This window comes from Streptomyces sp. NPDC036764, assembly GCF_055609385.1.
Genome location: NZ_JBVJPT010000018.1, coordinates 145,571 through 168,343, shown reverse-complemented (window position 1 = coordinate 168,343; position 22,773 = coordinate 145,571). Strand labels below are relative to the sequence as shown.

Sequence of the window (22,773 nt, the reverse complement as noted above, 5' to 3'; positions counted from 1 at the left end):
GCGGGGAACTGCGCGACCGGCCACGACGGGCCAGCAGCCGGTGTACGCGGTCGACGCACCCGCGTATGGCGCTCCCGGGCGCCTCGTGGCGCAGGCTGCCTGTAACCCCCTAGGGGCGCGGGGAACTGCGCGACCGGCCACGACGGGCCAGCAGCCGGTGTACGCGGTCGACGCACCCGCGTATGGCGCTCCCGGGCGCCTCGTGGCGCAGGTCGCCTGTAACCCTCTTGGGGCGCGGGGAACTGCGCGACCGGCCACGACGGGCCCGCAGCCGCCGTACGCGGGTGTGCACCCCCGTGGTGCGGCTCCGTGTCGGTCTTGCCCGGGGCGGGGCGGGGTCAGCCGTCTGTGACTTCGGTTGAGGGGGGCTCGTTGCTGCCGGGTCTGGTGCGGACCTCGTCCGTGCACTCGTAGCGGCGTGGGGGCTCGGGCGTGGGGCCGCCCAGGATTACCGAGCCGTCGCCCTCGGCGGCCGAGGAGTCCGAGAAGGTGCAGACGATCTGGGCCAGGGCGTACGACGTGAGGTCGTTGGGGGGTGCGCTCAGGCGCAGGGTCTCGTCGGGGTCGTTGGGGCGTGGGCCGGTGACTCCCATGGCGCCTCGGACGTCCGTGGTGTAGCCGGCCTCCTTCTCGGTGGCCGACGGGGTCGCCTCGAGCTCGTCCAGGAGGCCCTGGGCGACCAGGACACGGCGTGCGGAGTCCGCCGTGCCGTCGGGTACGCGTACCGTCCGGTCCACCGCGACCAGTTGTGAGCCGCACAGCAGGAACACCTGGACCGGCAGGCCCCGCTCGGCCTGCGTCGAGATGTTCGGTTCGGACAGTGAGCAGTGCACGCGGGAGGGGGCGGGACCGAAGTCGGTCGGGATCTCCGTGGGGCGTATGCCGCAGCCGGTGAGGACGGTGGCGGACAGGGCGAGGGTCAGGACGCGGCGTGTGTTCATCGCGCGTCTCCCTTGTTCGCTTCGTCCTTGCCGTCGGTGCCGGTCGCCTCCGAGCTGTCCCGTGGGAGGCGCAGGGTGAAGACCGCGCCGCCCTCGGGGGAGTTGGCGGCCGTGATCTCGCCGCCGTGGATGTGGGCGTTCTCCAGGGCGATGGAGAGGCCGAGGCCGCTGCCCTCGGAGCGGGGGCGGGAGGCGCTGGCCTTGTAGAAGCGGTCGAAGACGTGGGGCAGGACGTCCTCGGGGATGCCGGGGCCGTGGTCCCGTACGGCGATCACGACCGAGTCGTCCTCCACGCGGACGGTGACGCGGACCGGCGAGCCGCCGTGCTTGAGGGCGTTGCCGATCAGGTTGGCCAGGATGACGTCCAGGCGGCGCGGGTCCAGGCGGGCCATGTTGCCGCGCTCGGCGTCCAGGTCGACGGCGTCCAGCCAGGCGCGGGCGTCGATGCAGGCCGTGATCTGGTCGGCGAGGTCGACGTCGTCGAGGACCAGGCGGGCCGTACCCGCGTCGAAGCGGGTGACCTCCATGAGGTTCTCGACCAGGTCGTTCAGGCGGCGGGTTTCGCTGACCACCAGGCGGACGGCCGGCTCGATCATGGGGTCCATGGAGCCGGACTCCATTTCCAGCTCCTCCTCCAGGACCTCGGTGACGGCGGTGATCGCGGTCAGCGGGGTGCGCAGTTCGTGGGACATGTCGGCCACGAAGCGGCGGGAGGACTCGTCGCGGGCGGCCATGTCGGCGACCCGCTTCTCCAGCGCGGCGGCGGCGTTGTTGAACGTCCTGGAGAGATCGGCGAGTTCGTCCGTGCCCGAGACGCGCAGGCGGGTGTCCAGCTTGCCCTCGCCGAGGCGGCGGGCGGCGACGCCGAGCCGCTGGACCGGCTTCAGTACGGTCGTGGCGGCGGCCTGCGCGAGCAGCGCGGAGCCGATCAGGGCGAGGCCGGTGGCGATGCCGAGGGACCAGGCGAGGGAGTTGAGGTCCTTCGCCTCCGGCTCCAGGGACTTCAGCATGTAGCCGGTGGGACCGCCGCCGTTGATCCTGGTGCCGGCGATCAGGAACGGGGTGTCGTCCTCGACTATGAGCTGCCAGTACAGGTGGTACTCCGACTTGGCGGAGGAGTTGGTCTGCTGCTTCTCGTTCACCGCCGTGCGCAGGGACTTCGGTACGTCCGCGAGGGTGAAGCCGTCCAGGCCGCCGGAGCTGCCGTAGGCGGGAGCGCCGGCGGCGTCCTGGGCGACGAGGAGCACGCTGAAACGCTGGCTGCTGTTGGCCATCTGACCGGCGGTGTGCTGGAGTTCGTCCTGCGTGGCCTGCTCGGGCAGCAGGCCCGCGCGGTTCTGCATCTCCTGCTCGAAGTCGCGCAGCACCGCGTCCCGCGTGCGGGTCAGCACCGCCTCGCGGTTGAGCCAGTACGCGATCCCGGACGCGGACACCGCGGCCGTGAGGGCGACGAGGCCGAAGACGACGACCAGGCGCAGACGCAGGCTGGTGAAACGCAGCCTCGACCACACTCCCTTGCGAGCCGCGACCCAGCCGCGGACCCCCCCTTGCGCTTGTGTCACTGAGGCGCGTCCAGGCGGTAGCCGACACCGCGGACGGTACGGATGAGGGTGGGGGAGGACGGGACGTCCTCGACCTTGGCGCGCAGGCGCTGGACGCAGGCGTCGACGAGGCGGGAGTCGCCCAGGTAGTCGTGCTCCCAGACGAGGCGGAGGAGCTGCTGGCGGGACAGGGCCTGGCCCGGGCGGCGGCTCAGTTCGAGCAGCAGGCGCAGCTCGGTGGGGGTGAGCTGGAGATCCTCGCCGTTCTTGGTGACGGTCATGGCGGCGCGGTCGATGACCAGGCTGCCGTAGGTCGCCGCGTCGTTCGACTCGCGCTCCCCGCGCCGCAGCACGGCCCGGATGCGGGCGTCGAGGACCCGCCCCTGCACGGGTTTGACGATGTAGTCGTCCGCGCCGGACTCCAGTCCGACCACGATGTCGATGTCGTCGTTGCGCGCGGTCAGCAGGATGATCGGCAGTTGGTCCGTGCGCCGGATACGACGGCACACCTCGAAGCCGTCGATGCCGGGCAGCATCACGTCCAGCACGATCAGGTCCGGCCGCTGTTCACGCAGCAGTTTGAGACCGTCCTCGCCGGTGGCAGCAGTGGCCACACGGTGTCCCTGGCGAGTCAGTGAGAGCTCCAGGGCCGTACGGATGGCGTCGTCGTCCTCGATCAGCAACAGGGAAGGCACGGGGCACATTCTGGCCCATGCGGGGGTGGTCTTTCGACACCTGTACGAGCAGTAGGGATACGTGCGCGTAGCGCTGTCGGCTGTGTCCGCGCTGTGCCGGTGCCGGGAGGGGGCTTGGCGCAGGCCCCTGTGACAGCTCTGTGACAGTCGGCGGACACGGCCATGAAGGTGCCCGGGCAAGCTTCTCGGCACAGGCAAGACAGCGGGACGCAACACAGCAAGCCGCACGAAGCAGAACACCGGAAGTCCACGACGGGGGGCGCGAGATGAACACGCTGCACGGCACCAGCACCAGCGCAGTGATCACGCGTCTGCACGACGTGAACGGGGGCCGGGGTTCGGACAAGTCCGGTGCCGTGAGCGGGCGGGGGTGCGCTCGCGGCACCGGGCGTCAGCACACCGCGTACATGACGGTGGTTGACGGTTTCACGGGGGAACCGCACGGGGGAAGCGCGTACAGGGAGGACTCGGGGGAGCGGCGTCGCTCGCTGTCGGAGGCGGAGTTCACCGCCTACGTCCAGGAGCGCCGCGCCTCCCTGTACGCAACCGCCTACCACCTGACCGGTGACCGATTCGAGGCCGAGGACCTGCTCCAGAGCGCGCTGTTCTCGACGTACAAGGCCTGGGACCGGATCAGCGACAAGGCCGCCGTCGGGGGTTACCTGCGGCGGACCATGACCAACCTGCACATCAGCGCGTGGCGCCGCCGCAAGCTGAACGAGTACCCGACCGAGGAGCTGCCGGAGACGCCCGGCGACACGGACGCGATGCGCGGCACCGAACTGCGCGCGGTCCTGTGGCAGGCGCTGGCCCGGCTGCCCGAACTCCAGCGGACGATGCTGGTCCTTCGTTACTACGAGGGCCGCACCGACCCGGAGATCGCGGACATCCTCGACATCAGTGTCGGCACGGTGAAGTCGAGCATCTGGCGGTCGCTGCGCCGGCTGCGCGAGGACGAGGTCCTCAGCTTCGGCCGTGACGAGGAGGACGCCTTCGGGGAGCTTGTCGCCTGAAGGTCCGGGGGACCGCGGGGGAGCGGTAACAAGTGGGGGGACCCACGGAGGCCGGGGGGCCGACGTGGGGCCTGACGGGGGAAACACCGAGGGGGGAAGTACGGGGGAACGGGGGGTGCTCCGCCACGGGGGACGTGGGCGGAGCACAACGAGAGCGGGGCTGGAGGGCCGGGGGGTCCGTCCAGTCCCGCTTCCGTGTGTGCTCAGCGGGCCTTGACCAGGGTCGCCTCGGCGGGCGTGTCGCCCACGGCGATCGCGACGGCCGGGTCCATCCCCTCGACCGCGTAGGCGGTGACCCTGTCCTCGGGGACGGCGCCTTCGGGGTCGTTCGGGGTGTCGTCGCACTCCGGGACCGTGGCGGTGCCCAGTTTCTTCCCGACGGTGAAGTCGGCGTCCCCGGTGCCCAGATAGGAACGGTCGGCGTACGTCACCACATACGCGCAGGAGGCTTCGGCCGCGCCGCCCGGCTCCGCGCCGCCTCCCTCCGCGCAGCCGGCGGCCGCCAGGACGAGCAGGGCGGCCGGGAGCACACGCCGGACGGTTCGCGGTGCACTGGTCATCGGCTTCCTTCCCACGGGGACACAGGAGCGTTCTTCACGGTCCTACGACGGCGTGGGTGCCGACTTCGTTCAGGCTGCCGGGGTGGCCGCCGGGCAGCGGCCCGCGGCGGCCGCGGTGAGCCGGCCCAGGGCCTCGTCGCGGTCGCAGGCGTATGCGCCCAGGGACGTCTGGTGGGCGATGATCGAGCGCTCCAGGCGCATCAGGCGCCAGCCGCGGCGCAGCAGGAACGGCACCGACTTGCGGCCCTCCTTCAGGTCGCGCAGGAAGCGGCGGCGGAAGGTGCGCATCGGGCCCCGGCTCAGGCACAGCGCGTCGGCCAGGACGCCGAGTTCACGGCAGCGGCTCACGATCTCGGCCGCGAAGATGCCCTCGGCGATGAACAGCGGGGTGCGCCCGATGTCGACGGTCTCCGCGCCGGTGCGGGCACTGAGCGAGATGTCGTAGAGCGGCACGTCCGTGCGGCCCGTGCGGCACAGCTCGGTGATCGCCGCGACGGCCGTGTCGGCGTCCCAGGAGTCGGGGTGGTCCCAGTCGATGTCGGAGCTCCCCGGGACCTGGGGCAAGGTCGGGTCGTCGCCCTCTTTGTAGAAGTCGTCGAGCCGCAGGACCGGAAGGCCGGAGCGGGCGGCGAGAAGGGACTTGCCGGAACCGGAAGGGCCGCAGAGCAGCACGACTCGCGTCGGTATGGGCGAAGGGGAACTCACGGGACACCAGTGTGAGGCATCGATGGGCTGCTGAACGACCCGGCGGACCACGTTTGATGCGCGGATCACACCTCGACTGCATGTGGCGTTCACCTGGTCACCCCGTGTCCGCGCGCGGCGAAGAGCCGCGCCTCCCCGGGACGGCGGGGAAGCGCGGCTCTCCGGTCTCGGTGCCGGCCGGGCCTCAGTACGACGAGCCGGACGCGCCCAGCGAACCCGTCGGGTGCCAGACCGTCTTCGTCTCCAGGAACGCCGTCATACGGTCGATGCCGGGCGTGACGGCGTGATCCACAGGCTGTGGACGCAGGACGCGCTTGAGGTTGTCCGCCGCCGCGATCTCCAGCTCCTTCGCCAGGTCCTCGTCGGCACCGGCCAGGTCGATCGCGTTGACGTCCTGGTGGGCGGCGAGCGGCGTGGCGATCTCCGCCGTACGGCCGGACAGGACGTTGACGACACCGCCCGGCAGGTCGGACGTGGCCAGGACCTCGCCGAGCGAGAGAGCGGGCAGCGGGGACTTCTCCGACGCCACCACGATCGCCGTGTTGCCCGTCGCGATCACCGGGGCGAGCACGGACACCAGACCCAGGAACGACGACTCCTGCGGCGCCACGATCGCGACCACACCGGTCGGCTCGGGCGAGGACAGGTTGAAGAACGGGCCCGCGACCGGGTTTCCGCCGCCCACGACCTGGGCGATCTTGTCCGTCCAGCCCGCGTACCAGACCCAGCGGTCGATCGCCGCGTCGACCTGCGCGGCCGCCTTCGACTTCGACAGACCCTCGGCGTCGGCGACCTCGCGGACGTACTGCTCGCGCCGGCCCTCCAGCATCTCGGCGATGCGGTAGAGGATCTGACCGCGGTTGTACGCCGTCGCGCCGGACCAGCCGCCGAACGCCTTGCGCGCGGCGACCACGGCGTCACGGGCGTCCTTGCGGGACGACAGCGGTACGTTCGCCAGCCAGTTGCCCTTGGAGTCCGTCACCTCGTACACCCGGCCGCTCTCGGAACGCGGGAACTTCCCGCCGACGTACAGCTTGTAGGTCTTGAAGACGCTCAGACGCTGCTGCTCGGACTTGTCAGACATCGAGGTACGCCTCCAGGCCGTGGCGGCCGCCCTCGCGGCCGAAGCCCGACTCCTTGTAGCCGCCGAACGGCGAGGTCGGGTCGAACTTGTTGAACGTGTTGGACCAGACGACACCGGCCCGGAGCTTGTTCGCCACGGCGAGGATCCGCGAGCCCTTCTCGGTCCAGATGCCCGCCGACAGGCCGTACGGCGAGTTGTTGGCCTTGGCGACGGCCTCGTCCGGCGTACGGAACGTCAGGACCGACAGCACCGGGCCGAAGATCTCGTCGCGGGCGATCCGGTGCGCCTGGGTGACGTTGGTGAACAGCGTCGGGGCGAACCAGTAGCCGCTCTCCGGGATGTCACAGGCCGGCGACCAGCGCTCGGCTCCCTCCGCCTCGCCCAGCTCGACGAGCGAGGTGATGCGGGAGAGCTGCTCCTCGGAGTTGATCGCGCCGATGTCGGTGTTCTTGTCCAGCGGGTCGCCGAGGCGGAGCGTGGACAGGCGGCGCTTGAGGGAGTCCAGCAGCTCGTCCTGGATCGACTCCTGCACCAGCAGCCGGCTGCCGGCGCAGCAGACCTGGCCCTGGTTGAAGAAGATCCCGTTGACGATGCCCTCGACGGCCTGGTCGATAGGGGCGTCGTCGAAGACGATGTTGGCGCCCTTGCCGCCGAGCTCGAGGGTGACCTTCTTGCGGGTGCCGGCGACCGTGCGGGCGATCTCCTTGCCGACGGCCGTGGAGCCGGTGAAGGCGACCTTGTTCACGTCCGGGTGCGCTACGACCGCGGCGCCCGCGTCGCCGTATCCGGGAAGGATGTTGACGACGCCCTTGGGCAGGCCCGCCTGGCGGCAGATGTCCGCGAAGAAGAGCGCGGAGAGGGGGGTCGTCTCGGCGGGCTTGAGCACCACCGTGTTGCCGGTCGCGAGGGCCGGGGCGATCTTCCACGCCAGCATCAGCAGCGGGAAGTTCCAGGGGATGACCTGGCCGGCCACGCCCAGCGGCCGCGGGTTCGCGCCGAAGCCCGCGTGGTCGAGCTTGTCGGCCCAGCCCGCGTAGTAGAAGAAGTGCGCGGCGACCAGGGGAAGGTCCGCGTCGCGGGTCTCCTTGATCGGCTTGCCGTTGTCCAGGGTTTCCAGGACCGCGAGCTCACGGGCCCGCTCCTGGACGATCCGGGCGATGCGGAAGAGGTACTTCGCGCGCTCGGAGCCCGGCAGCGCCGACCACTTCTCGAAGGCCTTGCGGGCGGCCTTCACGGCACGGTCCACGTCCGCCTCGCCGGCCTGGGCGATCTCGGACAGGACCTCCTCGGAGGACGGCGAGACGGTCTTGAAGACCTTGCCGTCGGCCGCCTCCACGAACTCGCCGTCGATGAACAGGCCGTACGACGGCGCGATGTCGACGATCGCGCGGGACTCGGGGGCCGGTGCGTATTCGAATACCGAAGCCATGATGATCAGTCCACCGTCACGTAGTCGGGGCCGGAGTAGCGGCCGGTGGCCAGCTTCTGGCGCTGCATGAGCAGGTCGTTCAGCAGCGAGGAGGCGCCGAAGCGGAACCAGTGGTTGTCCAGCCAGTCCTCGCCGGCGGTCTCGTTGACCAGAACGAGAAACTTGATCGCGTCCTTGGAGGTACGGATACCGCCGGCCGGCTTCACGCCGACCTGGATGCCGGTCTGGGCGCGGAAGTCCCGCACCGCTTCCAGCATAAGGAGGGTGTTCGCGGGAGTGGCGTTCACGGCGACCTTGCCCGTGGACGTCTTGATGAAGTCGGCGCCTGCGATCATGCCGAGCCAGCTCGCGCGCCGGATGTTGTCGTACGTCGAGAGCTCGCCGGTCTCGAAGATGACCTTGAGGCGGGCGCTGGTCCCGCAGGCCTCCTTCACGGCGGTGATCTCGTCGTACACCTTCATGTACTTCCCGGCGAGGAACGCGCCCCGGTCGATGACCATGTCGATCTCGTCGGCGCCCGCGGCGACGGCGTCACGCACGTCGGCGAGCTTCACCTCGAGGGCGGCGCGGCCCGCCGGGAAGGCGGTGGCGACGGAGGCGACCTTCACGGTCGAACCGGCGACGGCCTCCTTGGCGGTGGCCACCATGTCGGGGTAGACGCAGACGGCGGCGGTCGGCGGTGTCGTACGGTCGGTGGGGTCCGGGTGGACCGCCTTGGCGCCGAGCGCCCGGACCTTGCCCGGGGTGTCCGCGCCTTCCAGCGTCGTCAGGTCGACCATCGAGATGGCGAGGTCGATGGCGTACGCCTTGGCGGTCGTCTTGATGGAACGGGTACCGAGGGACGCGGCCCGCCCCTCCAGGCCGACCGCGTCGACACCCGGCAGCCCGTGGAGGAAGCGGCGCAGCGTGCTGTCGGACGCGGCGACGTCCGTGAGTGCGTGAGCTGCGGCAGATGCATTGGTGGGCATGGTCACCAGACGAGCATATCTACGCGCGTAGCGGCTGTACACCCCGAGGGGACGGATCTGTGGGGGACGATCCGTGGGGGATGGATCTGTGGGGGATGGATCTGTCCGACGCGGGGGAGCCGACCCACCCAGGGGCGTGAGGAACCGCGCGATCAGCCACCCGCGGCCCGCACCCGCGAACGAGGTCGCCCCCACGGTGATCGGGCGATCGAACACTCCCCGCACGCGTGAGGCAGAATCGGCCCCATGACGACCCCCGAACACCCGTCTCCCTCCCCGGACCCCACGTCGAAGGACCGGGTGTACCGCTCACCCATGGGCATCGTCGGCGGAGTCGCCCTGCTGGTCATCGTGCTCTGGCTCGGCATCGACGCCCTGCTGCGCGGCGAGGGACGCACCCAGTGGATGGCCCTCGCGGCGATCATCCTCCTCGTGCCGCTGGTGACGGCGTTCACCCTGCGGCCGGCCGTCCACGCCAACGAGGACCGGCTGCGCATCCGCAACCCGCTGCGCGTGATCGTGCTGCCCTGGGGGCAGGTCGCCGCGCTGCGCTCCAGCTACTCGAACGAGGTCGTCACCAAGTCCGGCACCAAGTTCCAGCTCTGGGCGGTCCCGGTCTCGCTGCGGGCCCGCAAGAAGGCCGCGCGGCGTTCGGCCCGCGCGGCCTCGGGGCGCGGTGACCGCGGCGGCCGGATGGGCGGCAGCGCGGGATTCGGCGGGCTCGGGCTCGGCGCGCCGCGCGGGGACGTCGACTCGGACGGTCCGATGCGGGCCGAGACCGACAAGGTCATGGACGACCTGCGGGAACTGCTGGAGCACGGCGAGCATGCGGAGTCCGCGCAGGGTGAGGTGACCGTGCGCTGGGCCTACGAGGTGGCCGGACCGGTCGTCGCGGGCGCCGTGCTGCTGGTGATCCTGCTGGCGATCGGCTGAGCGAGGCGCGCGCCTTCGCATTGGCTGGGCGGGGGGTTGCGCATGCGCTTGCTGGGGCGGCGCTGGGCATGGGCCCGCTGGGGCGGGTGTCGAGTACGCGCCCGCTGGGTCGGTGTTGAGCACGCACTCGCTGGGTCGGTGTTGAGCGTGCGCCTGCTGGGGCAATGCTGAGCACGGGCCTGCTGGGGCAGTGCTGAGCATGCGCCCGCTGGGCCGGTGCTCAGCCGTAGCCCTGTCCAGTTCACAGCCTCATGCGTCATGATCGGCTCCACCTCGGCCACGACGGCCGTCACTCCCATCCGATACGGAGCCGAGGACCGCAACCACCTGTGTGGTCCGAGTGTCTGGGAAGCGATGAGTACGAACATCCGGCAGCCCCTGCCGCTGCCCGCCTCCGCCCTGCCCGACGGCTGCCTTCCCTGGGACGGTGAACAGGCCCGGCGCTGGATCGGTGCCCTGCCGCCGCGCTGGCTCCCGGTGCGCGTGCGCAACTCCGTCGTCGCGGCCGTCGTCCTCGTGGCCGGTGCGCTCGCCGGCGGGCTGGCGCTGTTCGCCGGGCTGCCGGGGTGGGCGGCCGCGTGTCTCGCCCTCCAGGTCGTCTGGGCCGTGGTGCGCCCCGAGGCCGTACGGGTGTCGGCGCCCGTCCTCCTCGGGGTCGTGCTGCTGCGCTGGTCCACCCTGCCGTGGGCGGTCGGCGTGACCGTCGCGGCCGCCCTCGCGGTGTGCTGGGCGGCCGCCATGCCGCGGCTCGCCGCGAGGAGTCGGCAGCGGGAGGCGGCCGGGGATGCCGCCGGGGGCGTGACCGCGGTCCTGCCGGACGGCGGTGCCCCGCTCCGGCGCGGGTCGTTCCTCGCCTGGGTCGCGGTCGTCCCGCTCGTGCTCGGCGTCGTGCTGGTCGCCACCGCCGGGGACTGGGGGCTCGCCGAGGACCGGGAGACCGCCCCGGCCGTCGGCTGGTTCGTCGTCGGACTCGGCGTGACCGTGCTGCTGTCCGCCGCCCTGGGCCGGTGGCGTGCCGCCGCGCTGCGGCGGGCGCCCGTGCCCGTGCTGCGGGTGCTGATGCGGGAGAACGCCGACCTGGACACCGAGGTGTACGCCGCCGACGACCTGACGGCACTGCGGCCGCTGTTCGTCGTCGCCACGTCGGAGATCGACGACGAGGACGACGAAGGCGCCGAAGGCGCGGACGACGAGGATGACGAGGACGACGATGACGGCGACGCCGACGACCAGGAGATCCAGGAGATCCTGAACCGGATCGACGTCGGTGAGCCCGGCCCGCTGCGGGAAGCCGTTCTCTACGGCCTGCCCTACGACGGTGCCGAGATCCTGCTGGTCAGCGCCCCCGAGGAGGCGGATGCGGCCGAAGCGGATGCCGAAGCGGATGCCCAGCCGCTTGGCGAGGCGCAGGCCGTGGCCCTCGTGCAGGTCGTTGCGGGCCGGCAGGCCGCACAGGTCGTCCCCGTCGTGGAGCGCTCCACCGGGCCCGTGCGGCCGCTCTCCGAGGGGGCCGTACGGCGTCGGCTCGCTGGGGAGAAGCGTGCGGTGACGGACGAGGAGCGGCGGCGGGCCGCCGTCGAGGACGTCGCCGGGCGGCTGCGCGGGCAGGGGGCCGTGGAGGTGCGGCGGTGGCGGGCCGGGTGGCCCGACTGGCTGTCGGCGGCGCTGGCGGCCGTATGGACAGGGATCCTCTTCGTGGACGAGAGCGGGCTGTGGCGGTACGTCCTCGGCGGGCTGCTGGGAGTGGCCGGGGCCCTGCTCGTGCCGCGTCAGCTCGCCTGGCGTGTCACGGCCGACCGTGAGGGGCTGTGGTTCAACGGGCTGCGCGGGCACCGGCGGATCGCCTGGGACGAGTTGCGGATCGTCCAGTGCAAGGGGCCCGAGCTGAAGATCGACAGTCGTCGGAGCGCCTTCGGCGACTGGTCGGTGGACACGCTGCGCTGGCGGTGGCTGGAGCGGAAGGCCGGTCTCGTCCACCCCTACGACCGAGTGGCCCGCGAGATCACGGCGATGTGGCGGGACCCCGCCGTACGGCCGACCGGCCTGGCCGACGAGCGGCGCCGCGGACGCGCGCTGTGGCCGCTCGCGGTGCTCGTCGCGCTGGGGTGGACGGCACTGCTCCTCTGGGCCTGAACCGCTGTGTGTGGCGCCGCCGCCGGCTGTGCGGGGCTTCGCCGCCGGCTGTGCCGGGCTCCGCCGCTCCGGCCTGACCGCTGTGCGTGGCGGTGCCCCCAAGGCGGGCCCGGGCGGGGCGTGGAGTGCGGGTCAACCGGGGGGAAAACGTCCGAAAGGGTGCCTCCGTGTGGGGGCACCCTTTCGGGAACGATCAGGGAGTCGGCGTACGGCTCAGATGCCGGCCGCCGTTGAGAGGTCCCGCTTGATCGTCGCCAGCAGGCCCGCCGCCTCGGTGCGGGCGGCCGGGAGGTCGGCGTGCTTCGCCACCGGGACGACTACCTCCAGGTAGCACTTCAGCTTGGGCTCGGTGCCGCTGGGGCGGACGATGACGCGGGCGCCTTCGAGGGTGTAGCGCAGACCGTCGGTGGGCGGGAGCGTCTCGGTGCCCTGGGTGAGGTCCTCGGCCCGGGTGATGGCCAGGCCGGCCAGCTCCGTCGGCGGCTGCTCGCGCAGTCGGCGCATGGCGTCCGCGATGACCGACAGGTCCTGCACACGGACCGAGAGCTGGTCCGTGGCGTGCAGGCCGTGCTCCACGGCGAGGTCGTCCAGGAGGTCGAGCAGTGTGCGGCCCTCGGACTTGAGGACGGAGGCGAGCTCGGTGATCAGCAGGGCGGCCGTGATGCCGTCCTTGTCGCGTACCCCCTCGGGGTCGACGCAGTAGCCGAGGGCCTCCTCGTAGCCGTAGCGCAGGCCGTCGACCCGGGCGATCCACTTGAAGCCGGTGAGGGTCTCCTCGTACGGCAGTCCCGCCTTCTCGGCGATCCGGCCGAGCAGGGAGGAGGAGACGATCGACTCGGCGAACGTGCCGCGCGCTCCGCGGTTGACCAGGTGTGCGGCGAGCAGGGCGCCCACCTCGTCGCCGCGCAGCATGCGCCACTCGTCGTTCTCCTTGACGGCCACGGCGCAGCGGTCGGCGTCGGGGTCGTTGGCGATGACGAGGTCCGGGGCCGTCTCGCGGGCCTTCGCGAAGGCCAGGTCCATCGCGCCGGGCTCTTCCGGGTTGGGGAAGGCGACGGTGGGGAAGTCCGGGTCGGGGTCGGCCTGCTCGGCGACGAGGGCGGGGGCGGGGAAGCCGGCGCGCTCGAAGGCGGCGAGGAGGACGTCCTTTCCTACGCCGTGCATGGCCGTGTAGACCGTGCGGGCGGTGCGGGGGGAGTCGGCAGCGAGGACCTCGTCCGTGCGGGCGAGGTAGGCGTCGAGGACGGTGTCGCCGAGGGTTTCCCAGCCGGACTCGGGGCGGGGGACGTCGTGCAGGGACCGTACGGCGTCGATCTCGGCGGCGATGTCCGCGTCGGCGGGCGGGACGATCTGGGAGCCGTCGCCGAGGTAGACCTTGTAGCCGTTGTCGCGGGGCGGGTTGTGGCTGGCGGTGACCTCTACGCCGGCGGCGGCGCCGAGGTGCCTTATCGCGTACGCGAGGACCGGGGTGGGGAGGGGGCGCGGGAGTACGGCTGCGCGCAGGCCCGCGCCGGTCATGACGGCGGCCGTGTCGCGGGCGAAGTCCTCCGACTTGTGGCGGGCGTCGTAGCCGATGACGACCAGGCCGTCGGTGTGGCCCTGCTTCTTGAGGTACGCGGCGAGACCGGCGGCGGCGCGGATGACGACCGTGCGGTTCATACGCATGGGGCCGGCGCCGAGTTCGCCGCGCAGGCCCGCGGTGCCGAATTGGAGGGTGCCGCTGAAGCGGGCGGCGAGCTCGGTGACGTCCGCCGCGTCGATGAGCTTCGCGAGCTCGTCGCGGGTCTCCGGGTCGGGGTCCTCGGCGAGCCATGCCTTGGCCCGGGCGATGAGGTCGTCGTGCACGTCGGGTCAGCCTCTCGTTGTCGGTGAGGGTGCGGCGGTGTGGGGGTGCGTGTTGATGCCTGCGGCGCCTGTGCGGGGTCGGTGGGGGTGTGCGTAGCGCCTGCGGCGCGTTGTGGGTCGGGGCCGGGGTGGGGGGTGTCCGTCCTCGGTCCGGCGGCTCTGTGTCTTGGGTGGTGCGGGGGCATCGGACGCCGGCCGCTGCGGGCGGACACCCCCCACCCCGTCCCCTTCCCGCCGTGGGCGGCCGCGCGTCCGTCCATCGGACCCGTCGCCTTGCGGCCGTGGGCGGCCGCGTGTCCGTCCATCTTGCGGGGCGGACACCCCCGACTCCGGCCCCTTGCGGTCGTGCGCGGGTGCGTGTCCGTCCATCGGGCCCCGTCGCGGCTGTGCGTCCGTACAGCTTGTGGGGCGGACACACCCCAGTCCATGCCCTTCCGGCCGTGGGCGGGTGCGTGTCCGTCCGGCTTTCGGCGGGGGCGACTGCAACCCCCTAGGGGCGCGGGGAACTGCGCGACCAGCCGCTACGGACCCGCAGGCGCCCTGCGGCCGGACGTGGCAACCCCGATGGCGGGCGGCGCTCAGAGTCGGCCGAGTACCTGCGCGAGCAGGGAACCCATCTGCGTCGCCGAGTCGCGGCCCGCCTGGAGAACCTCCTCGTGGTTGAGGGGCTCGCCCGTCATGCCCGCGGCGAGGTTGGTGACCAGGGAGATGCCCAGCACCTCCGCGCCCGCCTCACGCGCGGCGATGGCCTCCAGGACCGTCGACATGCCCACCAGGTCCGCACCGATCACGCGGGCCATGCGGATCTCGGCCGGCGTCTCGTAGTGCGGGCCGGGGAACTGGGCGTAGACACCCTCCTCCAGCGTGGCGTCGATCTCCTTGCAGAGGGCGCGCAGGCGGGGGGAGTAGAGGTCGGTGAGGTCGACGAAGTTGGCGCCGATGATGGGCGACGTGGCCGTCAGGTTGATGTGGTCGCTGATCAGGACCGGCTGGCCGGGGCGCATGCCCTCGCGCAGGCCGCCGCAGCCGTTGGTGAGGACGACCGTCTTGCAGCCGGCCGCCACGGCGGTGCGGACGCCGTGCGCCACGGCGGCCACCCCACGGCCCTCGTAGTAGTGGGTGCGGCCGAGGAACACCAGGGCGCGCTTGTTGCCGATCCGGTAGGAGCGGACCTTGCCGCCGTGCCCTTCCACCGCCGGCGGGGGGAACCCGGGCAGCTCGGTGACCTGGAACTCGGCCTCGGGTGCGCCGAGGGCGTCCACGGCCGGAGCCCAGCCGGAGCCCATCACGAGGGCGACGTCGTGGGTCTCGGCGCCGGTGAGTTCGCGCAGGCGCGCGGCGGCGGCGTCGGCGGCGGCGTGGGGGTCGCCCTGGATGTCGTCCGGAAGAAGAGATGCGTTCACGCGACTGAGGGTAGCCGGTTTGGGCCTACGCGCGTAGATGACAGAGCTCACGGGATGGCGATCGTTGTCTTGTCGTTTCCAACGAAACCTGTGAACGCGGGGACTGGAGGGATGGGTGAGGCCGGTGAGCTTCAGCAGGGGCGTTTGCGCAGCTCCATCACGTAGTCGTGGGGCGCCCCGGCCGACTCCGCGGCGTCCGCGATCTCGCCCAGGTAGCGGGCCGACGGCAGCCCGCCCTCGTAGGCGTTCAGGACGTACGCCCAGGCCATCTCCTCGCCCTCCAGCGTGTGCACCCGGACCCTGAGACGGCGGTATATCCCGAGCCCCACGCCCTCCCAGCGGTCCAGGGACTCCTCGTCCATCGGCGCGATGTCGTAAAGCGCGACGAAGACCTGCTCCACGGGATCCTCGACGAGCGTGGCCAGCGCGCCCTCCCAGCCGAGCTGCTCGCCCCCGAACGTCATCCGCCAGCCGTTCAGCCAGCCGGTGGCACGCAGCGGCGAGTGCGGGGCGCGGCGGGTCATCAGCCGCGCGTCGAGATTGCCGGCGTACGCGGCATAGAGCGACATGGGGAGAGGGTACGGCAGGTGCGTCGTGTGCCCCTCCCGTAACGGTGGTGTCTCGGGCGGGGCCCCAGGCGGTACCACGGTGAGGCGTGCGGGACAATGGGGTACGTGACTCGGATCGTGATCATCGGTGGCGGACCCGGCGGATACGAAGCGGCGCTGGTCGCCGCTCAACTCGGCGCGGAGGTGACCGTCGTCGACTGCGACGGTCTGGGCGGGGCGTCGGTGCTCACCGACTGCGTGCCGTCGAAGACTCTGATCGCCACGGCCGAGGTGATGACCACCTTCGACTCCTCCTACGAGGAGCTGGGGATCATCGTCGCCGACGACACGCCGCACATCGACACGCCCGCCCGCGTGGTGGGCGTCGATCTGGGCAAGGTCAACCGGCGTGTGAAGCGGCTCGCGCTCGCCCAGTCGCACGACATCACCGCCTCTGTCACGCGTGCCGGCGCCCGTGTCATGCGCGGCCGCGGGCGACTTGAGGGCATGCAGGGCCTCGACGGGTCCCGCAAGGTCGTGGTCCGCGCCGCCGACGGCACCGAGGAGACCCTCACCGCCGACGCCGTCCTGATCGCCACCGGCGGTCACCCGCGCGAGCTGCCCGACGCCCAGCCCGACGGCGAGCGCATCCTGAACTGGACCCAGGTCTACGACCTCAACGAGCTGCCCGAGGAGCTCATCGTGGTCGGGTCGGGTGTCACCGGCGCCGAGTTCGCCGGTGCCTACCAGGCGCTCGGGTCGCGGGTCACTCTCGTGTCGTCCCGGGACCGTGTGCTGCCGGGCGAGGACCCGGACGCCGCCGCCGTCCTGGAGGACGTCTTCCGGCGTCGTGGCATGAACGTCATGGCGCGCTCGCGTGCCGCCGCCGCCAAGCGGGTCGGCGACCGGGTCGAGGTCACCCTCGCCGACGGGCGCGTCATCAGCGGCAGCCACTGCCTCATGGCCGTCGGCGCCATCCCGAACAGCGAGGGCATGGGCCTGGAGGAGGCCGGCGTCAAGCTGCGCGAGTCCGGGCACATCTGGACCGACAAGGTGTCCAGGACGACCGCGCCGGGTGTGTACGCCGCCGGTGACGTGACCGGTGTGTTCGCGCTTGCGTCCGTCGCCGCCATGCAGGGACGTATCGCCATGTACCACTTCCTGGGCGACGCGGTGGCCCCGCTGAACCTGAAGACCGTGTCGTCGAATGTGTTCACCGACCCCGAGATCGCCACCGTCGGCTACTCCCAGGCGGACGTGGACGCGGGCAAGATCGACGCCCGGGTCGTCAAGCTGCCGCTGCTGCGCAACCCGCGCGCGAAGATGCAGGGCATCCGGGACGGCTTCGTCAAGATCTTCTGCCGGCCCGGCACGGGCATCGTGGTCGGCGGTGTGGTCGTCTCCCCGCGCGCCTCGGAACTGATCCACCCGATCTCGATCGCGGTCGACAACAATCTGACGGTCGAACAGATCGCGAACGCCTTCACCGTGTACCCCTCCCTTTCGGGCTCGATCGCCGAGGTCGCACGGCAGCTCCACACGCGCAAGTCCGGCGGCGAACTCTGACGGCCGAAACCGACTCCCCGCTGGTCACAGCGAGTTGTCGAGCATGCGTACGGCATAGGCGGCGCGACTAGGCCCTATACCACTTCTCGCCCCTGCGTGCGAACAACTTCTGTTATTCGGCGCAAACTGCTGAAACCAGACGGTCGTTGGGGTTACTGTCAGTTTCGTGTTCGCTGCAGAACGTCGCCAATTGATCCTCGAAATGGTGCGAGCGAACGGGGCCGTGTCGCTCCGTGAGCTCGCCCGCGTCGTCCAGACCTCCGAAGTGACCGTACGGCGGGACGTGCGCGCACTGGAGGCAGAAGGACTCCTCGACCGCCGGCACGGCGGTGCGGTATTGCCGGGCGGGTTCACGCGGGAGTCCGGCTTTCCGCAGAAGTCTCATCTCGCGACCGCCGAGAAGACGGCCATCGCCGACCTCGCCGCGAATTTCGTGGAAGAGGGCGAGGCGATCGTCGTCGGGGCGGGGACCACCACACAGGAGCTGGCCCGCCGGCTCGCACGGGTGCCCGGACTGACCGTCGTCACCAACTCCCTCCTGGTGGCGCAGGCGTTGGCCCATGCCAACCGGGTCGAGGTCGTCATGACCGGCGGCACCCTCCGCGGCTCCAACTACGCCCTCGTCGGCAGCGGCGCCGAGCAGTCCCTGCAAGGGCTGCGGGTGTCGCGCGCCTTCCTCTCCGGCAGTGGTCTGACCGCCGAACGCGGGCTGTCCACGTCCAACATGCTCTCGGCGTCCGTCGACCGGGCGCTCGTCCAGGCGGCCGCGGAGGTCGTCGTCCTCGCCGATCACACCAAGCTCGGCACGGACACGATGTTCCAGACCGTGCCCACGGACCTCATCACGCGGCTCGTCACCGACGAACCGCCCGCCCATGACGACCGCGCACACACCGAGTTGCAGGCCCTTGCCGATCAGGGGGTGCAGATCGCCGTGGCCGGGGCGAGCGGGGCGTCGGGGGGTGACGAGGTCCCGGCGCGGCGGCGAGCTCTGCCGGGACCGCGGCGGGGGCAGGTGCCGGCCGCCGGTTCGGGACTGAGGACCGCCCCGGTGCTAGGGGAGCAGGGGGCCGAGCGGGAGCGGGCGCGCGTTGCGGATCTGCGGCGGCGCTAGGGCCGCCTGTTCGCCGTAGGGCCTCGTGTCGACGCGCGGGTGCGGCTGCGTTGTGGCTGGTCGCGCAGTTCCCCGCGCCCCTGGGCCGGCCCGCTCAAGGGTGCTTCAGGCCGCGCAGCGTCAGGTGTAGCAACCTGTCCGCCAGTTCAGGGTCATCCGGTGTCTCCTCCGCCGCCAGCGCGATCGCGTGGGTCAGTTGGAGCAGGTCGCCGATCGACGCGTCCGGCCTGACGGCACCCGACTCCTGAGCCCGCGCCAGCAGCGCGCCGCCCGCCTCCCGGATGGGGCCGCTGCACCGGGCCAGAGCAGATGAGTCGCCGTCGGAGACGGACATCAGGGCGTGGGCCAGGCCGCGGTACTCGCCCGCGTGCCTGACCATCTCGCGCAGCCATGTCACCAGTGCCGTGCACGGCTCCGGAGAGCGCAGGAGTTCCCGGGAACGGGCCAGCAGATCTCCGGCCGCGTCCTCGAAGACGGCGCTCAACAGGGCGTCGCGGTTGGGGAAATGACGGTAGAGGGTGCCGATGCCCACGCCGGCCCTACGCGCCACGTCCTCCAGGGACGCGTCCGTGCCGTGCTGGGCGAAGGCGGAGCGGGCCTCGGTGAGCAGGCGCTCGTGATTGCGGCGGGCGTCGGCGCGCATCGCGCGTGGTGGTGCCGCGCTGCCGCTCCCCGCGGTCTCGCTCGGCGTCGCGCCAAACATCGCTCTCACCTGCCCTCTCGCTCGCCCGGTGTGCCTCCAGAATGCCACCGAGCATAAAACGAGGCGCCCGGTGGACTGTCTGCTCCAGTCCACCGGGCGCCTCGACTGCCGTATGCGTCAGTCCTTGATCTCGCAGATCGCGGCGCCGGAGGTGAGGGAGGCGCCGACCTCGGCGGACAGGCCCTTGATGGTGCCGGACTTGTGCGCGTTGAGCGGCTGTTCCATCTTCATGGCCTCCAGGACGACGACCAGGTCGCCTTCCTGGACCTCCTGGCCTTCCTCGACGGCGACCTTGACGATGGTGCCCTGCATCGGGGAGGCGAGGGTGTCGCCGGAGGCGACGGGGCCGGACTTCTTCGCGGCGCGGCGCTTGGGCTTGGCGCCGGCGGCGAGGCCGGTGCGGGCCAGGGTCATGCCGAGGGAGGCCGGCAGGGAGACCTCCAGGCGCTTGCCGCCGACCTCGACCACGACGGTCTCACGGCCGGTGTCCTCTTCCGCGTCGGTGTCGGCGGGGGCGGCGAAGGGCTTGATCTCGTTGACGAACTCGGTCTCGATCCACCGGGTGTGGACCGTGAACGGGTCGGCGGAGCCGGTCAGTTCCGGTGCGAATGCCGGGTCCTTGACGACCGCGCGGTGGAAGGGGATGGCGGTGGCCATGCCCTCGACCTGGAACTCTTCCAGGGCGCGGGACGCGCGCTGGAGTGCCTGTTCGCGGGTGGCGCCGGTGACGATCAGCTTCGCCAGCAGCGAGTCCCACGCCGGGCCGATCACACTGCCCGATTCCACGCCCGCGTCCAGGCGGACACCCGGACCGGACGGTGGGGCGAAGGCGGTGACGGTGCCGGGGGCGGGCAGGAAGTTGCGGCCCGGGTCCTCGCCGTTGATACGGAACTCGAAGGAGTGCCCGCGCAGCTCCGGGTCGTCGTAGCCCAGGGCCTCGCCGTCGGCGATGCGGAACATCTCGCGGACCAGGTCGATGCCGGCGACTTCCTCGGTGACCGGGTGCTCGACCTGCAGACGGGTGTTGACCTCCAGGAAGGAGATCGTGCCGTCCGCGCCGACGAGGAACTCCACCGTGCCGGCGCCGACGTAGCCGGCCTCCTTCAGGATCGCCTTCGAGGAGGAGTACAGCTCCGCGACCTGCGCGTCGGACAGGAACGGTGCCGGGGCCTCCTCCACCAGCTTCTGGTGGCGGCGCTGCAGCGAGCAGTCCCGGGTGGAGACCACCACGACGTTGCCGTGGGTGTCGGCCAGGCACTGCGTCTCCACGTGGCGGGGCTTGTCGAGGTAGCGCTCGACGAAGCACTCGCCCCGGCCGAACGCGGCGACGGCTTCGCGCACCGCGGACTCATACAGCTCCGGCACCTCTTCGAGGGTGCGGGCGACCTTCAGGCCGCGGCCGCCGCCGCCGAACGCGGCCTTGATCGCGATCGGCAGGCCGTGGGTCTGGGCGAACGCGACGACTTCTTCCGCCCCGGAGACGGGGTCGGGGGTGCCGGCGACCAGCGGGGCGCCGGCGCGCTGGGCGATGTGCCGGGCGGCGACCTTGTCGCCGAGGTCGCGGATGGCCTGCGGGGGCGGGCCGATCCAGATCAGGCCCGCGTCCAGGACGGCCTGGGCGAAGTCGGCGTTCTCCGACAGGAAGCCGTAGCCGGGGTGGATCGCGTCCGCGCCGGACTCGCGTGCGGCCGTCAGGACCTTGTCGATGTCCAGGTAACTGGTGGCCGGGGTGTCACCGCCCAGAGCGAACGCCTCATCCGCGGCGCGGACATGCAGAGCGTCGCGGTCCGGATCCGCGTAGACGGCCACGCTCGCGATCCCGGCATCCCGGCAGGCCCGGGCCACGCGGACAGCGATTTCGCCACGGTTGGCGATGAGCACCTTGCGCACGATTGAGGCTCCCTCCTTGAAACAAGCCGAGTTTAGGGACTGCCGACACGACACTTCGACCCGTCCCCAGTGGTGAGCTTGCCCACACGGAGCGTGATTCCAGGCTCGCCCGACCTGCGAAATCCCTTGTCGCGCCACGGTACGCAGGTCTCTCCCGGAAAACCCTAGCTCTCCCCTGTGGTCAAGGTCTCTGTCATCACGTGCTGCGGGCCACTCGGTTTCTTTGTGGAATCCCTACGAATGGCCCAATGCATCTTTGCCATCTCCCGAACCCTTGTCCCGGGGTTTACCCGTTAGTAGCGTTCGCGATGTCTCGAACGTACTTGGGGTAACCGAACGGCTCGGAAGTGGGTGGGGACCGGTGGTCCGCAGGCCGGTGGCGTGGTTGGTGGCGGTCGTGCTCTTCGTCGAGGCGCTCGGGATCGCCGGGTTGAACTGGTTCCTCGGCGTCGTCGTCGACCGGCAGGACATGTCCCTGGCCGGTCTGGATCCTGACGTGATGTCGCTGTCCTCGAAGATCGGCGGACTCGTCTTCGGCGGCTACTTCGCGCTGTGCGGACTGGTCGCCCTGCTCGTGGCGCTGCGCGACCGCGCCCCGGCCGGCCTCGGACGCATCCTGCTGATCAGCGCGGCCGTGGTGCACGGTCTGCTGGGCGCGTTCGCCTGGGGCCTGGTGGGCTGGACGGCGTTCCTGTTCATGATGGTCGTCCTCGGCCTGATAGTGCTGCTGCTCATGACCTACGACGGCCAGAGCGCGCCGGAGGAGCCCGCCGACGCGGCTCCCGACGGAGGCAAGGGCGGCTCCCCGGCCGAGGGCTCCCCGATCAGTCCTCCGCCGGCGCCCACAACTCCGTGATGCCGATGCCCAGTTGGGCCAGCAGCCGGCGCACCAGCGGCAGGCTGATGCCGATCACATTGCCGTGGTCGCCGTCGATGCCGTCGATGAACGGGGCCGAGCGGCCGTCCAGGGTGAACGCCCCGGCGACGTAGAGGGGTTCGCCTGAGGCGACGTACGCGGCGATCTCCTCGTCGGTCGGCTCGCCGAAGCGGACGACCGTGGAGGCGGTGGCGGAGGTGTACCGGCCGCTGACCGTGTCGTAGACGCAGTGGCCGGTCTGGAGCGTGCCCGCCCGCCCGCGCATCGACTTCCAGCGGGCCGTCGCCTCCTCGGCGTCGGCCGGCTTGCCCAGGGCCTGGCCGTCCAGGTCGAGGACCGAGTCGCAGCCGATCACGATCGCGCCCTTGACCTCGGGACGTGCCGCGACGACCGAGGCCTTCGCCTCGGCCAGGGCCAGCGCGAGCTCGGCGGGGGTGGGCGCGCTGACGGCGTCCTCGTCGACGCCGCTCACGATGACCTCGGGGGTCAGCCCTGCCTGGCGGAGCAGGTTGAGGCGGGCGGGGGACTGGGAGGCGAGGATGAGCCGGCGGCGGGGCTGATCAGTCATGCCGTCAGCGTATCGGCGGGCCCGGCAGGACTCACCTCAGCCCGAGCACGATCATCGTGAGCACCATGGCCAGCGCCATGAGAACGCCCAGCCGCCGCAACATCTCCTGCATGTCACGCAGTTCCTTGGGCGGCTCGTTCTCGGGGTCGGACCACAGCATGCCTTCCATCGTCGGTCGGGGATCAGGGGCGGCGCCTGAGTACGCATACTCAACTTCTCTCCAAACGGTGCTACGGTTTCATTAACTAAAGGGACTT

General features: G+C 71.4%; 21 protein-coding genes. 6 read left to right on the top strand and 15 right to left on the bottom strand.

Annotated elements, in window-relative coordinates; translation table 11 throughout:
- Window positions 1–338: 338 nt before the first annotated feature.
- From ACZ69Q_RS41040 to afsQ1, 3 genes are read right to left on the bottom strand one after another with little or no spacing between them, the layout of a single operon-like run.
- Window positions 339–941 carry a hypothetical protein gene (locus ACZ69Q_RS41040; protein ID WP_471052854.1) on the bottom strand — a complete coding sequence of 201 codons (603 nt, stop codon included), beginning with the start codon at window positions 939–941 and terminating at the stop codon, window positions 339–341.
- Window positions 938–2,503, bottom strand: coding sequence for an ATP-binding protein (locus ACZ69Q_RS41035; protein ID WP_471052851.1), 1,566 nt, complete (start codon window positions 2,501–2,503; stop codon window positions 938–940). The genes ACZ69Q_RS41040 and ACZ69Q_RS41035 overlap by 4 nt, the downstream gene beginning before the upstream one ends.
- Window positions 2,500–3,177 (bottom strand): two-component system response regulator AfsQ1, encoded by a 678-nt coding sequence (afsQ1, locus tag ACZ69Q_RS41030; RefSeq protein WP_190072356.1) that lies wholly within the window; start codon window positions 3,175–3,177, stop codon window positions 2,500–2,502. The genes ACZ69Q_RS41035 and afsQ1 overlap by 4 nt, the downstream gene beginning before the upstream one ends.
- A gap of 266 nt (window positions 3,178–3,443) precedes the next feature.
- Between afsQ1 and ACZ69Q_RS41025 the strand changes: the two genes are divergently transcribed.
- Window positions 3,444–4,190, top strand: coding sequence for a SigE family RNA polymerase sigma factor (locus ACZ69Q_RS41025; RefSeq protein WP_471052848.1), 747 nt, complete (start codon window positions 3,444–3,446; stop codon window positions 4,188–4,190).
- 203 nt (window positions 4,191–4,393) lie between these two features.
- Here the strand turns inward: ACZ69Q_RS41025 and ACZ69Q_RS41020 are convergent, their stop codons facing one another.
- The 5 genes from ACZ69Q_RS41020 to deoC form a co-directional block, all read right to left on the bottom strand.
- Entirely contained in the window at window positions 4,394–4,750 is a 357-nt protein-coding gene (locus ACZ69Q_RS41020; RefSeq protein ID WP_471052845.1) for a DUF6281 family protein, read from the bottom strand.
- A 69-nt stretch (window positions 4,751–4,819) separates the two neighbouring features.
- Complete coding sequence (locus ACZ69Q_RS41015) at window positions 4,820–5,455, bottom strand: uridine kinase family protein (protein WP_471052843.1); 636 nt, start codon at window positions 5,453–5,455, stop codon at window positions 4,820–4,822.
- 184 nt (window positions 5,456–5,639) lie between these two features.
- Window positions 5,640–6,539: an aldehyde dehydrogenase family protein gene (locus tag ACZ69Q_RS41010; RefSeq protein WP_471052840.1), complete on the bottom strand. Its 900-nt coding sequence runs from the start codon at window positions 6,537–6,539 to the stop codon at window positions 5,640–5,642.
- On the bottom strand, window positions 6,532–7,968 hold the full coding sequence (locus ACZ69Q_RS41005) for an aldehyde dehydrogenase family protein (RefSeq protein WP_471052837.1): 1,437 nt from the start codon (window positions 7,966–7,968) through the stop codon (window positions 6,532–6,534). Before ACZ69Q_RS41005 ends, ACZ69Q_RS41010 begins: the two co-directional genes overlap by 8 nt.
- Window positions 7,969–7,973: 5 nt before the next feature.
- Window positions 7,974–8,936, bottom strand: a complete 963-nt coding sequence (gene deoC, locus ACZ69Q_RS41000; RefSeq protein ID WP_471052873.1) for a deoxyribose-phosphate aldolase — start codon at window positions 8,934–8,936, stop codon at window positions 7,974–7,976.
- Window positions 8,937–9,182: 246 nt separating this feature from the next.
- Here deoC and ACZ69Q_RS40995 point away from each other — a divergent pair, with 246 nt between their 5' ends.
- The gene (locus tag ACZ69Q_RS40995; RefSeq protein ID WP_471052834.1) at window positions 9,183–9,869 is read left to right on the top strand and encodes a PH domain-containing protein; all 687 of its coding nucleotides are present in this window, start codon (window positions 9,183–9,185) and stop codon (window positions 9,867–9,869) included.
- A gap of 354 nt (window positions 9,870–10,223) precedes the next feature.
- Window positions 10,224–12,002 (top strand): hypothetical protein, encoded by a 1,779-nt coding sequence (locus ACZ69Q_RS40990; protein WP_471052831.1) that lies wholly within the window; start codon window positions 10,224–10,226, stop codon window positions 12,000–12,002.
- 213 nt (window positions 12,003–12,215) lie between these two features.
- On the opposite strand, the gene ACZ69Q_RS40985 is transcribed toward ACZ69Q_RS40990, so the two are convergent.
- The 3 genes from ACZ69Q_RS40985 to ACZ69Q_RS40975 form a co-directional block, all read right to left on the bottom strand.
- Window positions 12,216–13,847, bottom strand: coding sequence for a phospho-sugar mutase (locus ACZ69Q_RS40985; protein WP_471052827.1), 1,632 nt, complete (start codon window positions 13,845–13,847; stop codon window positions 12,216–12,218).
- Window positions 13,848–14,425: 578 nt separating this feature from the next.
- Complete coding sequence (locus ACZ69Q_RS40980; protein WP_471052824.1) at window positions 14,426–15,250, bottom strand: purine-nucleoside phosphorylase; 825 nt, start codon at window positions 15,248–15,250, stop codon at window positions 14,426–14,428.
- 131 nt (window positions 15,251–15,381) lie between these two features.
- On the bottom strand, window positions 15,382–15,819 hold the full coding sequence (locus tag ACZ69Q_RS40975; protein WP_471052821.1) for a gamma-glutamylcyclotransferase family protein: 438 nt from the start codon (window positions 15,817–15,819) through the stop codon (window positions 15,382–15,384).
- Window positions 15,820–15,915: 96 nt separating this feature from the next.
- On the opposite strand from ACZ69Q_RS40975, the gene ACZ69Q_RS40970 reads away from it, so the two are divergent.
- Entirely contained in the window at window positions 15,916–17,364 is a 1,449-nt protein-coding gene (locus ACZ69Q_RS40970; RefSeq protein WP_471052818.1) for an NAD(P)H-quinone dehydrogenase, read from the top strand.
- 166 nt (window positions 17,365–17,530) lie between these two features.
- Complete coding sequence (locus ACZ69Q_RS40965; protein ID WP_471052815.1) at window positions 17,531–18,478, top strand: DeoR/GlpR family DNA-binding transcription regulator; 948 nt, start codon at window positions 17,531–17,533, stop codon at window positions 18,476–18,478.
- Between the two features lie 94 nt (window positions 18,479–18,572).
- Here the strand turns inward: ACZ69Q_RS40965 and ACZ69Q_RS40960 are convergent, their stop codons facing one another.
- Together ACZ69Q_RS40960 and ACZ69Q_RS40955 are read right to left on the bottom strand one after the other, a co-directional pair.
- Window positions 18,573–19,121: a TetR/AcrR family transcriptional regulator gene (locus ACZ69Q_RS40960; protein WP_471052871.1), complete on the bottom strand. Its 549-nt coding sequence runs from the start codon at window positions 19,119–19,121 to the stop codon at window positions 18,573–18,575.
- Between the two features lie 177 nt (window positions 19,122–19,298).
- The gene (locus ACZ69Q_RS40955) at window positions 19,299–21,071 is read right to left on the bottom strand and encodes an acetyl/propionyl/methylcrotonyl-CoA carboxylase subunit alpha (RefSeq protein ID WP_471052812.1); all 1,773 of its coding nucleotides are present in this window, start codon (window positions 21,069–21,071) and stop codon (window positions 19,299–19,301) included.
- A gap of 361 nt (window positions 21,072–21,432) precedes the next feature.
- Here ACZ69Q_RS40955 and ACZ69Q_RS40950 point away from each other — a divergent pair, with 361 nt between their 5' ends.
- Window positions 21,433–21,927 (top strand): hypothetical protein, encoded by a 495-nt coding sequence (locus ACZ69Q_RS40950; protein ID WP_471052810.1) that lies wholly within the window; start codon window positions 21,433–21,435, stop codon window positions 21,925–21,927.
- On the opposite strand, the gene ACZ69Q_RS40945 is transcribed toward ACZ69Q_RS40950, so the two are convergent.
- Together ACZ69Q_RS40945 and mmpB are read right to left on the bottom strand one after the other, a co-directional pair.
- Window positions 21,896–22,516: a Maf family protein gene (locus tag ACZ69Q_RS40945; protein WP_471052806.1), complete on the bottom strand. Its 621-nt coding sequence runs from the start codon at window positions 22,514–22,516 to the stop codon at window positions 21,896–21,898. The genes ACZ69Q_RS40950 and ACZ69Q_RS40945 overlap by 32 nt on opposite strands.
- Before the next feature lie 31 nt (window positions 22,517–22,547).
- Window positions 22,548–22,676 (bottom strand): morphogenic membrane protein MmpB, encoded by a 129-nt coding sequence (gene mmpB, locus ACZ69Q_RS40940; protein ID WP_093747104.1) that lies wholly within the window; start codon window positions 22,674–22,676, stop codon window positions 22,548–22,550.
- Between the last annotated feature and the right edge of the window lie 97 nt (window positions 22,677–22,773).